This is a genomic window from Aulosira sp. FACHB-615 (assembly GCF_014698045.1).
Lineage (GTDB): Bacteria > Cyanobacteriota > Cyanobacteriia > Cyanobacteriales > Nostocaceae > Nostoc_B.
In genome coordinates, this window is sequence record NZ_JACJSE010000065.1 from 1 (window position 1) to 12,554 (window position 12,554).

Below are 12,554 nucleotides of genomic sequence, written 5' to 3' on the forward strand. Positions count from 1 at the left end.
TGAAATGCCTGAGCCTATTTTATTAAGTCAGATTTTTGCCAAGCTTACTTCTTTAGGACGTATTCATCCCGTTTCTACAGGTGTTGAACCCTCGTAAATTGGCTACGGTATTGCCCTAGACAAGTACTTTCGTTCGAGTCTTGGGGTGCGTTGTTTGAAAATCAGGAGTGGCGCAATCGGTTAGTTCAATCGCGTAATCTTCAGGTCAGCTGATAATAGCTAATTCATCAATGGCAGCTTCGGCTGTCTTATTTTTTTCTTCCCAGGAGCCAGTATGAACAACCGCAATCAAAAATTAACCCAGGAATATCAAGCGAAGTATGAGGAACCAAGCCTGATTGTAATTCGATATCGCTACATCAAACGTTCAAGGACAAGAGAATTTATGGAGAATGCGTTGTTGTCAGTGGGAATTACTTGCTTGTTAAGCACAGCATTTTTGGGAATTGGTGCTTTAGGATGCTGGGGATTTGAAATAATCGGAGCTAATTCGAGTTCTGGCATCATCAGTCACTATAACTGGCAAGCCCGAAAGAACATTTGCTTGGGCGGGATGTTGGTGTGTATTTCGGGAGTTTTAGGAAGTGCTTTGTTGAATGGGTGTTTGGAAAAAGAGAAGAGTAGAGTAGAGGGTGATATTTGTTATGATCACGAGAAATTCACTCAGCCCTAACTAACCATCAACATCATTAAGCACTGAGTGCTTCTGGTTCTGTATCAGCTATTTCCAAAACTCGACGCAACCAATCAAGAGTTGCAACAGCCGCAGCTTGTTTTTGCTCATCATTAGACCAAATCTCGTCCCAATGAAATAGCCAATGAGTCATTAAACGCACTAAATCAACCAATTCACAAGCCCGGTCAATGTCATCCGCTTTCACCATGTCTGGCACAGTCCACTCAATAAAATACCGACTTTCTTTTACCAGAGGCAGCATTAAATCCTTCGATGAGTTTTGAGTCCAAAAAGACTGAATTTGTGACAAGTGACTTGCCAAATGATGTAAGCGGGTGGAAACATCATCTTGCATAAAAAGTTGTTGCTCTGGTGTCGGTTCAATCATGTTTATGCTGAGATTTTTTCGCCAGTAGCTTGATGAATAATTTGCTGTTTGAGAGAGTCTGCGGCAACTGCGGCAATCATTTCCCAATCCTGTGGTGTTAATAAAACTTCTAGCAACTCGCGTAGTACTTCTCGGTTAGAAATGAACTCTTCACCATAAAGTTCATCTTTTCCCAAAGTTGTGAGTACTAATTGCTTTACCTGTGGTGTGGGCAACCTTAATTTTTCTAATATTCTCTCTCGTGCAGCTACAAGAGCAATTTTTGTAGCTGTACCTAAATTCCAGTTATTAAGTAGTAACCGCACTTCTTTATTTAGGGAGATACGCAATGTTGTTAAACGCCCCAGGAGTTCAAAGTTGAGTATGAGGTCGCCAAATGCACTTCCCCAGTTTAATCCAGCACCAATGTTACCACCAACAAGCTCCTCAGCTTCTACAGCTTGCCGTAACCAAGCTTCATCAAGCAGTAAATCCATTGGGTTGGTTGCATTGTTTTGACTAGGATTATCGTAATTTTCTCTCAATTCGTGTTGACTCATCTACCCTAAACCTGACTAGAAGAACGCCATACCCCGTATTCAAAGTAAACTAAATCGTCGTAATCTTCATCTTCTCCTAAATCAATCATGCCTTGGCGATCATAGAATTTTTCTACCCCAGGTAGTGAATGTAATCCTACTCTACCTTCATAGCCCAGTTCTAGACTACGTTTTCTGGCAAAGCTTAATAGTGCAGTACCAACACCCTTATATTTAGGTGGGCGTTGAATTGCCTCCCGATTCCAAGGCGCAGAAGCAATACCATCAACGTAAACCAAGCGTTTTCCTGGAGTTAAACGTGAGCCGTGCAATTTAGCTTCCATGAGCATTAAACCTTGAGTTTCACTATCGTATTCAATCGCATAACCTTCACGGTTTGGTTGTCTGCTAATGACAAACTGGAGTTTAAATTCCCAATCCCAAAATTTATCTTCTTGTCCGTGCAGTTTTAATTGTTCTTTCCATCGGGAGGTGTATTCATCAGCATGTTTTTGTGTTAGCTCTACTAAATCCGCTTTTACGGTGATGCTATCTTGACCGCGAATTAGTCTGACGTTGCTTTGCATAGCAATGACTTTAATTATTCATCTGCTTCCGGTAACTCAATTTCCCCATCCTCTATGAGGCATCTCCAGTCAACATCATCCACATCTATAGATTCGTCGTACTTATCAGCCTTAAGTATTTGTTTGATTAATTCTTCGACAGGAATTTTTAATATGGCAGCTTCTTGCCGTAAGTCCTTGCAAATTTCATCCCAATTATCTGCACTAGATACCCGGTCAATCAAAATAGCTTCAGCCATACGAGTCTTAGAAACACCTCTGGTATGTCCCCACAGAGATAAACGGATTTCTTTAACAATAGGAAGGTTTACCGGAAATCGGCGATCGCGTTTTCTAATCATGTGAATGTCTGTCAGAATAATTTCTGATTTTAGCAACTAATTAGTAACTAAACAGTTTAATTTTAGATTCTAAATGGTACAAAATAAACAGATGCCCCCGGTGGTGAAGCACCGGAGGACTCTTGCACCACCACAAAATGAGCCTATGGAGGGCAACTATGAGCTTACTGGAATTTATTCACAAATGGGAAGCGCCCGAAGAAAACAGATTGCGCTTATTGGTAACAGCATTCTTTGAGCGCGATGAGCGCACCATTAGAAAATGGATGAACGAGCAAACCCCAAGATATGCAAGATGGGTGCTTGATCAGATAAACAAAGAATGGGAGCGCAATGGCAGAAACTATGCCATTTTTTTTCAAGATTAGCGGAAGTTTTTGCAGCTGTTTTTGCTGATATTTTTGTATACCCGCCAATAGTGTGGGTTATTTATTATTTGTGCATAGGTGAAACGTTGTTACACGCAAAATATGCACACAGGATTTGACGCAATTATTCAGGAATTGCAAGGCGAAAACCCAAGCAAGTTACGCGCCTTGTCAGAACTAAAAAAGCAGGCAGTAATTTACCATTTATTGAATTTTGAATTGTTTTGACTTATTCCTTCTACCCTCTGCCCTCTGCCCTCTGCCTTCTGCCTTCTTCACTAGCCCACACCAAAAATCAAACCTTTGAAGGTAAGATGGAGCGATTACAGGAGGATTTAAAAAGTAGAAAGATTTCTCCTCAAGAAGCTCAAGAGCAATATCAAAATTTGATAGGCAAGGAATACGATAAGATTCCAGCACAGGGATTTAAGCTGCCACCAGATATTCGGCAAGCACTAGAAAACGGGCTTGATTATAAACAGTTATCTGGAAAAGTAGACCCGAATACTTACAATTTTTTGGAGCAAGCATACTGGTATGGAGATTGGAATCACGGGAAAATCAAAAAGTAATAATAATTTCTTAAGATGCAACACTGCAACGATGTTGCAGGTTGTTGCAAGCAACAATGTCACGCAAAAATCAGCAACTACTGTCAAAAATACAGTCAAAAAACCTAATAAATCGTTGATTTATGCTTATTCATAGACAAGGGGGTGCAACACTATCGAGAAGAGTCTACCTGTAGTACTAGAAGCTATCAAAGAAGATTCTAAGTTTTGGCAAGCACTTTTTGACAACTTACTGTCAAGAAAAGAGTTAGCCAATATATTAGGAGTAAATAGGACAAGTATTTGGAGATGGGAACGCAATATCATTGATAAAGTCAGTCCTATCAAACACAGATACTATATAAATTCCAGAAGTCCTTACTTAGATGCTTACCAAAGATTTCTGCTAATAATTATCTTTATTATTAAGCAAGAAATTGATGAGAGCTTACTAAAAAACTCAGAACCCAAAAAATTTTTGAAGCTAAATTTCCAGAAATTAACACGCGAAAACTTTGAATTATGGAGGAACGAAAATGTCAACATTCACTCGCAGTCAACTTTATGAATACTTTGGAGAGCGTTATTCCCCAGAACAAATAGATAATTCGTTGATGATCATGGCGCAAAATGGCGCAAAAATAGACCCGGATGCCGAAGAGTTTTCTGATGACATAACTGAGGAATTAGAAGGAATATTCAATGCTGTTGGAGAAGCCCTAAACAACCAACAACAATTAGGGCAGTCAGACGAGATTACTGTTAAACAAGCCTCTAAACTAGCAGCACAATATTCTCGGCACTCCAGCCCTCAATTGATGGCGGCGATGATAAAAATGGCGGTGCAAGATGGCATCAGGAAGGCGGCAGCTATTAATCAAATCAAGAACCACGTATTTAACCGAGTTCTTGAACAAGGCGATGCAGAACTTGTTAACTCTGTGAGAACAGGTAACAACCAGACTACTGACTTGTTGATGGAGTGGGCGAATGATGGAGAGCGCGTTGACAAGATGCTAGGAAATTACGGCATTAAGCCTGTAGATATTGATGCGTTTTTACTAGAAGTGAATGGTGAGATTGCTGGCACAAAAGCAGCAGTTAAGGCAATCGCACCCAAATCAAAGACAACTATAGATATTGATGCTTTTTTGCTGGAGGCGGGAGAGTAATGTTGACATCAAGACAATGGCGTAAACATCGAACATCAATTATTTTTGGGGGAATCATTTTAACTTCTTTAGCTTTCTCCAGTGAGGACATCTCCCGAAACCTGCAATCTATTTCATCAATCAAGGCACAAATCGCTACTAACTCCGAGCAACAAACCAAGCTGGAACAACAATTAGCATTTGAGCAAGAACAAGCCAGGATTGCTGATGCCAGATATCAAAATGGCTGTCTGCCAATAGTTGTAGGTAGTTACCCACGCATTCGTTATGTATCGATATTTGAAGGGCAGACACTTACAGACCGTCATACCAAACAACCACTTCCCAGTGGCACTGTGGTTTGTGATGGTCAGGGGAACACTGGAGTAATTGAAGAAAACGGGACGGTGGGTGCGATCGCGTTCACTGGCAACAGAGATTTAGTTGCCAAACGACTCAAGAGATTTCGGGGTGGTATCTATAGTCAACCAATCGCGGATGGGGAGAATTGATTATGGCTCAGTATTATCTGCCCCTTGATGATGATAAAGGTTTACGAAAATTAACAAACAATCAAATTTTAGGGTTAACTAAATTGCTTGTAATCAAAACCGTTGATTTCAACAAGGACGAAAAACGTGGTTAACTTTTCGATGCCCAAGAAAGGAGATCGCCCACGCAACAACAAGCCCAATTCATGGCTAAGAATTTTGTATTGGGGGCTGGTGTTCAGTGCATTTTGGTTTGCCTATCTGAATATTCAGCCCTACGAAAAGGTTGTAGGATTGCTCAGTGGCAAGGTCTTAAACAGTGCGTTCGTTTATCTCATTTCTGTAATCCCAGTTATCAACGGTATAGCCTCAATTATTGGAAAAGGAATTACATGGATACTGGGGACAATCTTATGGGGAGTTATTCAAATAATCGAGGTTCTGCCCTTAATTTTGTACAATAATGAAAGATTTGTACAGACAGTTATTTCGTCAGCGGATGGTCGGAGCAAATATCAATTAAGGGAAGACGACGATCCTAGTTTGAAAATGCTAAAAAGAACCTATAACGCTCTCCCCACTTCAGTAATCAGCAACTTAGAGACTCTAAAAGTTTTTACCTACACCATCGACTTTCTCATCTGCATCACGGTTTATTCACCTGTAGCGAGTGGTAAATTTTCAGATTTCTTTTTTGTTTTATCTACAGGGCAGTGGTCAAAGTTGGATTACGTTAATTTGGCGTTGGCTTTTATTACCTTATTTGCGATTGAGGTGATTGTCGCTCTAATTATTTGGGTTGGTAAGTTGAGCTATGCAATACAGGAGTCTTCAAGATGAAAATGATTAGTCAAGGACTACAACAAGAAGTTGATAAAGAGTTTGAATCATTCTGGAAAGAGTTTGTTTGTAATGAACACGGAGATATTGATTTTGAAAAAGTAAAAAGAGAATTATACGATTACAGTTTGGCTATGAGGTTAGTAGGAGAGGTGTATTGTGAATTGGCTGGAGTGACTAAAATTCATTCTGACCCGCAATACATAATTAGGTCTGTTTATGAATCAATAGAAGGAGTCAAGGTTGTTTATCTCCCAGCAAAAACGCCCCTTGAAGAAATTGATACTGCTGGAGACGGAGAAAAACAATTCTTTACCGTTTAATGAAAAATGGAAATGTCGAGATTTGATATACAAAAAATCCAGAGATCCCCCTCTGAGTGGAGCGCAATTGCATTCAAACAAACCACTGAAAATAACATCCAGTGGAAAATTGCATTAGGAGTTATCGTCGCCGCCGTTGCCGCCAGCGCGACCTCTCCAGTCACAGGAGTTGCGATCGCTTGCTGGTCGATATTCAGCGCATGGCAGCAAGCTAAAGAGGTACAGAGGAATCAGACTGCGATTCGAGACTATGGATGTGTTGCCCATGTGCTGGAAGGAGATGATTTTCGCTGCTATTATCGGCAAGTGGGCGAACAGGCGGTTGAGGCGGAGTTAACCTTTGCCAACCAACAAGGCTACGCGCTCTCAGAGACGGCCTTGGATTATCTGGAGGAACGAGAAAATGTCGGCAGTGGTCAAGCCTTGAGCGCGTCACCAACAGTTATTAGTCCACAGCCATTAGTCAACAATCCGCTAGTTGCAGTTGCTACTCAATCCTCGGTACACGAAAGTAGTAACATTTTTGATATTGTGAGTGCGATCGCTTCTCCTGTGCAGAATTGCGTAATTCTTGGTGTTGGTGGTAGTGGAAAGGGTATTTTAGTTTCTAATGCACTGCGGAGAATTAAAGCTGACAACCCAAATCGGAAAATTTTCTACGTCGATCCCAAGAATGAAGAGGGCGAGTATGGCTATACTAATGGCGTAGTCGATGTAGTCAAACGCAAAACTTGTAAGAATAGGTGTCCCGAAGAAATTTGCGATTGGCTTGATGAAGTTTTGGATGAATATATTCAGTGGGCAAGCCAGCAAGAAGAGTCTCTGCTGGTGGTTGACGAGGGTATGGTCATCGGTGATGCGTGTAAGAAAACGAAGAATACGCGCATCGGTACTCTGATTCTGCACATTTCATCCTTGGGAGGAGCCAAGCGAGAAAATTCTTGGCTAATTACCCAAACTCCCTTCGTAGGCGCGATGGGATTAAACCTGACATCTTCCAGTCAGATGAAGTGGGTAACACTTGTTGGTGGTAACGACTTGGGTGTGATCAAGCAATGGGGTAAAGCCGCGACAATGGAGAATATTAGTCTAGATCGGCTAGGAAGTTTAATCAGCGAATCTCCGGTAAACCGTGCAGTATACTGGGGTGGGTATTCTAAGTGGTACGCGATGCCACAGTTGGCCAACTATTCAGCAATTGACCGGGATAACAACAAGCCAAACGGAGATGCGCTTTCAACCGAGGAAAGACAATTATTAAGAGAGCGCGAAGCTTCAGCTACACAGCAGATGATTGATCAGCTGGAGCGTACTCGGTGTTTGGATTTGGATGAATTTATTGTTCATGAGTTGAAAGCTGGCGATCGCCTCAATGAAATCAAAGGAAAAATCATCAGAATTATCAGACAACGTGAACATTACGGACTTGTCTACAAATTTAAGCTTTGACTGCAAACCGACAGCGACAATCATGATCAACCGTTGTCGGCATTACCAGTCAAAGACCAGTGGGCAATCATCACCAAAGATTTAAAGCTACCAAAAAACTGGCAAGAAAAAGATTTGCAACAAGCCATCACTTCCCGACTCCGAGAACATGGTTTTCAAGCTCGGTGTGAAAGTGGATTCCAAGGTGGTTATGCGGATATCGTTACTGATTGGCAGGATGGCACAGTAATTGAAATCAAAAAATATCTTGATAGAAAAAGAATTTATGAAGCCTACGGGCAGCTTAATTTATATTGTATGGGCAATGATTATAAGATGGTGATCGCCGGATTTATGCACCCATTTGAGCAACGAAAAACTAGGGCGATCGCTTCCATGATTGAACGTAATCCACTAGTACAAGTTTTGTTTATTTAGGTGCAGAATTAAACCGGCGCAAGCTGATCATCTGGTCAGAAGATGTCCCGGTTATCGAACCAGATGTCGAACATTCGGCATACCATCTGGCCTCTCGTTTCCAGGAAGTGACCCTAGAAAATATGCCGGATGTTCTTAGCGCGATCGCCCAAATTTACACGAACTACGGCAACTGCCTCGCTCTAACCTACTTGATGGAAATCTCTGCCGAATACTTTGGACTGATTGAGGAAGAAACCCAATGTACTACGACGACCTGAACTTTGAGGAAGAACTGCAACTGTCAGAAGAACAAATCCGCCGTCGCCATAATCAACGGTGGTTCTTGCGGCGGAATGCTGAACTGTTGCAGCAGGAGTTGGAATTAGAGGATGAGTTAATTAACGAAAACCCCGAATTAGCTCAGATGATCCACGAAATCAACACCCTAGAAACTCAAGCTCTTCATCGAGGTTTCGGCGGTGTTTTTGAAGGAGATGCTAGTGCTAAAAAATCGAATGTGTGGAATAAGTTTTTTCCTGGTTTGGGTTAGCAGTAAAAATTAATAATTTATATATTTAGCAGGTGATTGGTTATGATTCACAATACTCAAACAAGACTAGTTTCTCTACTCAAGCAAACCGCTTATGTTGGGCTGGGGTTTTTAGTTATGCTGTTGATTGTGGGTGGTCATCCTTCAGGATTTATCTTAGGGTTGAGTGTAGTGTTAGGTATTAGTTTTGTTGTTTGCTATGAAAATAAGATAAGTAGAAAATAACTAATTAAATTTTCTACAATAAAATTTGGATAAGATTCCTAGATTTTTTCAGAGATACTAAACCCTTGGAGATTTTTCATGACCTACACTCCACCTAAGATACTTAGTTTTGAAGAATTTATAACTGAACACGGGGACAATACGCGTTACGAACTAATTGATGGAGAATTAAGAGACATGGAACCTACAGGCCCTCACGAAGCTGTGGCAGGGAATATTGCAGGTAGAATCTATGTCGAAATCTTTCATTCTAATTTTAATTGGATAGTGCCAAAAACCTGTTTGATTAAGCCGCCTGCTGCTGAAGCTACAGCTTTGCGTCCTGATGTGATTGTTTTAGATAAAGAACAATTGGCGGGGGAACCTCTATGGCAAAAAGAACCCATTATTTGTAATGGTAAGACAATTAAGCTAGTTGCTGAAGTTGTCAGTACTAATTGGCAGGATGACTATGCTAGAAAAGTTGAAGAATATGCGTTTCTTAATATACCTGAATATTGGATTGTCGATTTTCGAGGATTGGGTGGTTTGCAATTTATTGGTAATCCAAAACAACCGACCTTCACTGTTTGTCAACTAGTTAATGGCGTATATGAACAACATAAATATCGCTTAGGAGAACTTATCTCATCTTGTTTGTTACCTAATTTACGGATGAAACTTGACGATATTATGCCAAGTTGAGTTATTTATCTATGAACTTTTGAGTAAACTGTAAAAAATTCTCTGCAATGGCTGTTAAACTATCTTGCTGCCAAATCAAAGCAGTTTCGATTACTGGTACTTGTTCTACTATAGAACGATAAACTACACCAGACCTTTGAAGGTTTTGTAAAGAAGATGGTACTATTGCCACACCAATTTGCGCCGATACTAATCCAATAATTGTTTGCATTTGAATCGCCTCCTGAACAATGTGAGGTTTGAAGTCTCCTTTCTGAAAAAGACCCATAACTAGATCGTAAAGTCCTGGTGCTAGATAGCGAGGAAACATGATTAAGGGTTCACTTAATAGCGATTCCACTGAAATATGTTCTTTTTGAGCCAATGAATGAGTTGAAGGCAAAGCTACGACTAGGCTTTCACTTTGAATGCAACTATAAGATAAAGTGTTATCCACTAATGGTGGATGAGCAAAACCCAGATGAATTCGGGAATCTTTGAGTGCTTGCTCCTGTTGACTGGTGGTTAGCTCTAGTAAAACTAATTCTACTTCTAAAAATTGCTGGCGAAATTCTCGCAAAATCAAGGGTAACAGATCGTAAATTGCCAAACTAGTAAATCCTATTCTCAGTTGACCTGTTTGCCCTTTTCCAATTCTTTGAGTCAGTGCTACTGCTGTTTCTAGTTGCTGAAGTAATCCATAAGCCTCTTGTAGAAAAACTTTGCCGGCTTCTGTTAGCTGTACTTGTCGCTTAGTCTTGCGATGAAACAGCTTTACTCCTATTTCTGCTTCTAGTTGCTGGAGTTGTTGGCTAAGAGGCGGTTGAGCTATATGCAATCTCTGAGCAGCGTTAGTGAAATGTAGTTCCTCAGCTACAGCAATAAAGTAACGCAAGTGCCTTAATTCCATTTTTTGATATTCTATAAGTCTTAATTACTAATAAATATATATTGGACATCTCAAAAATTTCTACATATCATACTCATACAAAGATTTGTTCCAGCTTTGAGTAATGAATAAAACAACAATGTCGGATAATTTAAGAAGCCGGGTTGTAACACAGGGTGTACAGCGATCGCCAAATCGAGCGATGCTCCGGGCTGTTGGGTTTGAAGATGCCGATTTTAACAAGGCAATTGTCGGTATTGCCAATGGTTACAGCACTATTACCCCTTGCAATATGGGGATAAACAAATTGGCACAAAGGGCAGAAGCTGGTATTAAAAGTGCTGGAGCTATGCCGCAAATTTTCGGTACAATTACCATCAGTGACGGTATTTCGATGGGAACTGAAGGGATGAAATATTCCCTGGTATCAAGAGAAGTGATTGCCGATTCCATTGAAACTGCTTGTACTGGACAAAGCATGGATGGTGTATTGGCAATTGGTGGTTGTGATAAAAATATGCCAGGAGCAATGCTGGCGATCGCCCGAATGAATATTCCCGCGATTTTTGTCTACGGTGGTACAATCAAACCCGGACATTATAACGGTCGTGATTTAACTGTAGTCAGTTCCTTTGAAGCAGTGGGACAATACAGTGCTGGCAAAATCGACGAAACTGAATTAACAGCCGTTGAACAAAACGCTTGTCCGGGTGCGGGTTCCTGTGGTGGGATGTACACAGCTAACACCATGTCTTCGGCATTTGAAGCAATGGGGATTAGTCTACCTTATTCTTCCACAATGGCTGCCGAAGATGCCGAAAAAGCCGACAGTACAGAAAAATCTGCGTTTATTTTAGTAGAAGCTATTCGTAAGCAATTATTACCGCGCCAGATTATCACCCGCAAATCTATAGAAAATGCTATTTCGGTAATTATGGCAGTTGGTGGTTCTACTAATGCAGTATTGCATTTTCTGGCGATCGCCAGTGCGGCTGGTGTGGAATTGACCATCGATGACTTTGAAACTATCCGTGGTCGTGTGCCTGTTTTGTGCGATTTAAAACCCAGTGGTAGATACGTCGCTACAGATTTGCACAAAGCTGGCGGTATTCCGCAAGTCATGAAAATGCTGCTGGTACATGATTTACTACATGGTGACTGTATTACCATCAGTGGTCAAACCATTGCCGAAGTTCTTGCCGATGTGCCGCATGAACCCAGGGCTGACCAAGATGTGATTCGTCCTTGGGATAAACCGATGTATGCTCAAGGTCACTTGGCAGTTCTCAAAGGTAATCTCGCTACTGAAGGTGCAGTGGCTAAAATTACCGGGGTGAAAAAACCAGTCATTACCGGCCCCGCCAGAGTATTTGAATCAGAAGAAGCTTGTTTAGATGCGATTTTGGCAGGCAAGATTAAAGCAGGTGATGTCCTGGTGATTCGTTACGAAGGCCCCAAAGGTGGCCCTGGAATGCGGGAAATGTTAGCGCCTACCTCGGCAATTATCGGTGCTGGTTTGGGTGATTCCGTAGGGTTAATTACCGATGGACGCTTCTCTGGCGGTACTTACGGGATGGTAGTTGGTCACGTTGCCCCAGAAGCATCTGTAGGGGGAGCGATCGCCTTAGTCGAAGAAGGTGATACTATCACCATTGATGCCCCAGCGCGGCTATTACAGTTGAATATTTCGGATGAAGAATTAGCCCGCCGCCGTGCTAATTGGCAACCCCCAGCCCCACGTTACACTAAAGGCGTATTGGCGAAATATGCCAAGTTGGTATCTTCCAGTAGCCTTGGTGCAGTCACAGACTTAGGTTTGTTCCATTGATAACCACAAAAGTAGATATGTTTTGCTACTTCCCAACTTTACAAATCAAAATCGAGAGAAAATGTTTCATTGCCTGAATCCTCTGGTTTAGATCCAGTCGATACATTGCTAACAGACTGTCGAGATGCTTCCGAATTAAGGTCTATTTCGTTGTAATCTGACGTATGTTCTATTGGTTGCTGTGTAGTTAACACTCCTTTTTTAAATGCAAAATAGCAATCGATAATGAAATGAATAGTTTCCACATAGCTTTTGTCTAATTGTTTAGCCTCTGCTAGTATGCGTTGACGATAACTATTTCTAATGCGTACTTTGTC

At 41.3% G+C, this 12,554-nt stretch carries 21 protein-coding genes; 15 read left to right on the forward strand and 6 right to left on the reverse strand.

Features of this window, described 5'->3' with window-relative positions:
* The first annotated feature begins 274 nt into the window (after window positions 1–274).
* Window positions 275–673: a hypothetical protein gene (locus H6G77_RS34530; RefSeq protein ID WP_190874055.1), complete on the forward strand. Its 399-nt coding sequence runs from the start codon at window positions 275–277 to the stop codon at window positions 671–673.
* A 16-nt stretch (window positions 674–689) separates the two neighbouring features.
* Here H6G77_RS34530 and H6G77_RS34535 read toward each other — a convergent pair whose 3' ends face one another.
* Genes H6G77_RS34535 through H6G77_RS34550 form a run of 4 tightly spaced genes read right to left on the reverse strand, consistent with a single transcriptional unit; the run spans window position 690 to window position 2,546 of the window.
* Window positions 690–1,064 (reverse strand): hypothetical protein, encoded by a 375-nt coding sequence (locus H6G77_RS34535; protein WP_190874056.1) that lies wholly within the window; start codon window positions 1,062–1,064, stop codon window positions 690–692.
* A 2-nt stretch (window positions 1,065–1,066) separates the two neighbouring features.
* On the reverse strand, window positions 1,067–1,603 hold the full coding sequence (locus H6G77_RS34540; RefSeq protein ID WP_190874057.1) for a hypothetical protein: 537 nt from the start codon (window positions 1,601–1,603) through the stop codon (window positions 1,067–1,069).
* A 5-nt stretch (window positions 1,604–1,608) separates the two neighbouring features.
* Window positions 1,609–2,169 carry a GNAT family N-acetyltransferase gene (locus H6G77_RS34545; protein WP_190593374.1) on the reverse strand — a complete coding sequence of 187 codons (561 nt, stop codon included), beginning with the start codon at window positions 2,167–2,169 and terminating at the stop codon, window positions 1,609–1,611.
* A 14-nt stretch (window positions 2,170–2,183) separates the two neighbouring features.
* On the reverse strand, window positions 2,184–2,546 hold the full coding sequence (locus H6G77_RS34550) for a hypothetical protein (RefSeq protein WP_190593375.1): 363 nt from the start codon (window positions 2,544–2,546) through the stop codon (window positions 2,184–2,186).
* A gap of 122 nt (window positions 2,547–2,668) precedes the next feature.
* Between H6G77_RS34550 and H6G77_RS34555 the strand changes: the two genes are divergently transcribed.
* From H6G77_RS34555 to H6G77_RS34610, 13 genes are all read left to right on the forward strand, one after another.
* Window positions 2,669–2,878 (forward strand): hypothetical protein, encoded by a 210-nt coding sequence (locus H6G77_RS34555; protein ID WP_190593376.1) that lies wholly within the window; start codon window positions 2,669–2,671, stop codon window positions 2,876–2,878.
* A 314-nt stretch (window positions 2,879–3,192) separates the two neighbouring features.
* A complete protein-coding gene (locus tag H6G77_RS34560) occupies window positions 3,193–3,450 on the forward strand; it encodes a hypothetical protein (RefSeq protein ID WP_190593377.1) in 258 nt (85 codons plus the stop codon).
* A gap of 515 nt (window positions 3,451–3,965) precedes the next feature.
* Complete coding sequence (locus H6G77_RS34565) at window positions 3,966–4,601, forward strand: hypothetical protein (protein WP_190593378.1); 636 nt, start codon at window positions 3,966–3,968, stop codon at window positions 4,599–4,601.
* The gene (locus H6G77_RS34570) at window positions 4,601–5,092 is read left to right on the forward strand and encodes a hypothetical protein (RefSeq protein WP_190593379.1); all 492 of its coding nucleotides are present in this window, start codon (window positions 4,601–4,603) and stop codon (window positions 5,090–5,092) included. The genes H6G77_RS34565 and H6G77_RS34570 overlap by 1 nt, the downstream gene beginning before the upstream one ends.
* A gap of 2 nt (window positions 5,093–5,094) precedes the next feature.
* Window positions 5,095–5,226 (forward strand): hypothetical protein, encoded by a 132-nt coding sequence (locus H6G77_RS36440; RefSeq protein ID WP_277877360.1) that lies wholly within the window; start codon window positions 5,095–5,097, stop codon window positions 5,224–5,226.
* Window positions 5,219–5,911, forward strand: coding sequence for a hypothetical protein (locus H6G77_RS34575; RefSeq protein ID WP_190874058.1), 693 nt, complete (start codon window positions 5,219–5,221; stop codon window positions 5,909–5,911). Before H6G77_RS36440 ends, H6G77_RS34575 begins: the two co-directional genes overlap by 8 nt.
* Complete coding sequence (locus H6G77_RS34580) at window positions 5,908–6,234, forward strand: hypothetical protein (protein ID WP_190595249.1); 327 nt, start codon at window positions 5,908–5,910, stop codon at window positions 6,232–6,234. Before H6G77_RS34575 ends, H6G77_RS34580 begins: the two co-directional genes overlap by 4 nt.
* 12 nt (window positions 6,235–6,246) lie before the next feature.
* Entirely contained in the window at window positions 6,247–7,683 is a 1,437-nt protein-coding gene (locus H6G77_RS34585) for a hypothetical protein (RefSeq protein ID WP_190595250.1), read from the forward strand.
* Between the two features lie 33 nt (window positions 7,684–7,716).
* A complete protein-coding gene (locus tag H6G77_RS34590; protein ID WP_190874059.1) occupies window positions 7,717–8,100 on the forward strand; it encodes a hypothetical protein in 384 nt (127 codons plus the stop codon).
* A 122-nt stretch (window positions 8,101–8,222) separates the two neighbouring features.
* Window positions 8,223–8,360, forward strand: coding sequence for a hypothetical protein (locus H6G77_RS34595; RefSeq protein WP_190595252.1), 138 nt, complete (start codon window positions 8,223–8,225; stop codon window positions 8,358–8,360).
* Complete coding sequence (locus H6G77_RS34600; protein WP_190595253.1) at window positions 8,342–8,632, forward strand: hypothetical protein; 291 nt, start codon at window positions 8,342–8,344, stop codon at window positions 8,630–8,632. Before H6G77_RS34595 ends, H6G77_RS34600 begins: the two co-directional genes overlap by 19 nt.
* A gap of 42 nt (window positions 8,633–8,674) precedes the next feature.
* Window positions 8,675–8,857, forward strand: coding sequence for a hypothetical protein (locus tag H6G77_RS34605; protein WP_190874060.1), 183 nt, complete (start codon window positions 8,675–8,677; stop codon window positions 8,855–8,857).
* A 78-nt stretch (window positions 8,858–8,935) separates the two neighbouring features.
* The gene (locus H6G77_RS34610) at window positions 8,936–9,541 is read left to right on the forward strand and encodes a Uma2 family endonuclease (protein WP_190595255.1); all 606 of its coding nucleotides are present in this window, start codon (window positions 8,936–8,938) and stop codon (window positions 9,539–9,541) included.
* Window position 9,542: 1 nt separating this feature from the next.
* Here H6G77_RS34610 and H6G77_RS34615 read toward each other — a convergent pair whose 3' ends face one another.
* Window positions 9,543–10,430, reverse strand: coding sequence for a LysR family transcriptional regulator (locus H6G77_RS34615; RefSeq protein WP_190595256.1), 888 nt, complete (start codon window positions 10,428–10,430; stop codon window positions 9,543–9,545).
* Window positions 10,431–10,548: 118 nt separating this feature from the next.
* On the opposite strand from H6G77_RS34615, the gene ilvD reads away from it, so the two are divergent.
* Window positions 10,549–12,237, forward strand: a complete 1,689-nt coding sequence (gene ilvD / locus H6G77_RS34620; RefSeq protein ID WP_190595257.1) for a dihydroxy-acid dehydratase — start codon at window positions 10,549–10,551, stop codon at window positions 12,235–12,237.
* A 38-nt stretch (window positions 12,238–12,275) separates the two neighbouring features.
* On the opposite strand, the gene H6G77_RS35500 is transcribed toward ilvD, so the two are convergent.
* Window positions 12,276–12,554 (reverse strand): hypothetical protein (locus H6G77_RS35500; RefSeq protein ID WP_206758071.1); only part of this gene is annotated, 279 nt, incomplete at its 5' end.

Coding starts and splice junctions, on each gene's coding strand:
- H6G77_RS34530 (WP_190874055.1), top strand. CDS start 275: ATGAACAACCGCAATCAAAAATTAACCCAGGAATATCAAGCGAAGTAT.
- H6G77_RS34535 (WP_190874056.1), bottom strand. CDS start 1,064: ATGATTGAACCGACACCAGAGCAACAACTTTTTATGCAAGATGATGTT.
- H6G77_RS34540 (WP_190874057.1), bottom strand. CDS start 1,603: ATGAGTCAACACGAATTGAGAGAAAATTACGATAATCCTAGTCAAAAC.
- H6G77_RS34545 (WP_190593374.1), bottom strand. CDS start 2,169: ATGCAAAGCAACGTCAGACTAATTCGCGGTCAAGATAGCATCACCGTA.
- H6G77_RS34555 (WP_190593376.1), top strand. CDS start 2,669: ATGAGCTTACTGGAATTTATTCACAAATGGGAAGCGCCCGAAGAAAAC.
- H6G77_RS34560 (WP_190593377.1), top strand. CDS start 3,193: ATGGAGCGATTACAGGAGGATTTAAAAAGTAGAAAGATTTCTCCTCAA.
- H6G77_RS34565 (WP_190593378.1), top strand. CDS start 3,966: ATGTCAACATTCACTCGCAGTCAACTTTATGAATACTTTGGAGAGCGT.
- H6G77_RS34570 (WP_190593379.1), top strand. CDS start 4,601: ATGTTGACATCAAGACAATGGCGTAAACATCGAACATCAATTATTTTT.
- H6G77_RS36440 (WP_277877360.1), top strand. CDS start 5,095: ATGGCTCAGTATTATCTGCCCCTTGATGATGATAAAGGTTTACGAAAA.
- H6G77_RS34580 (WP_190595249.1), top strand. CDS start 5,908: ATGAAAATGATTAGTCAAGGACTACAACAAGAAGTTGATAAAGAGTTT.
- H6G77_RS34585 (WP_190595250.1), top strand. CDS start 6,247: ATGTCGAGATTTGATATACAAAAAATCCAGAGATCCCCCTCTGAGTGG.
- H6G77_RS34595 (WP_190595252.1), top strand. CDS start 8,223: ATGCCGGATGTTCTTAGCGCGATCGCCCAAATTTACACGAACTACGGC.
- H6G77_RS34600 (WP_190595253.1), top strand. CDS start 8,342: ATGTACTACGACGACCTGAACTTTGAGGAAGAACTGCAACTGTCAGAA.
- H6G77_RS34605 (WP_190874060.1), top strand. CDS start 8,675: ATGATTCACAATACTCAAACAAGACTAGTTTCTCTACTCAAGCAAACC.
- H6G77_RS34610 (WP_190595255.1), top strand. CDS start 8,936: ATGACCTACACTCCACCTAAGATACTTAGTTTTGAAGAATTTATAACT.
- H6G77_RS34615 (WP_190595256.1), bottom strand. CDS start 10,430: ATGGAATTAAGGCACTTGCGTTACTTTATTGCTGTAGCTGAGGAACTA.
- ilvD (WP_190595257.1), top strand. CDS start 10,549: ATGTCGGATAATTTAAGAAGCCGGGTTGTAACACAGGGTGTACAGCGA.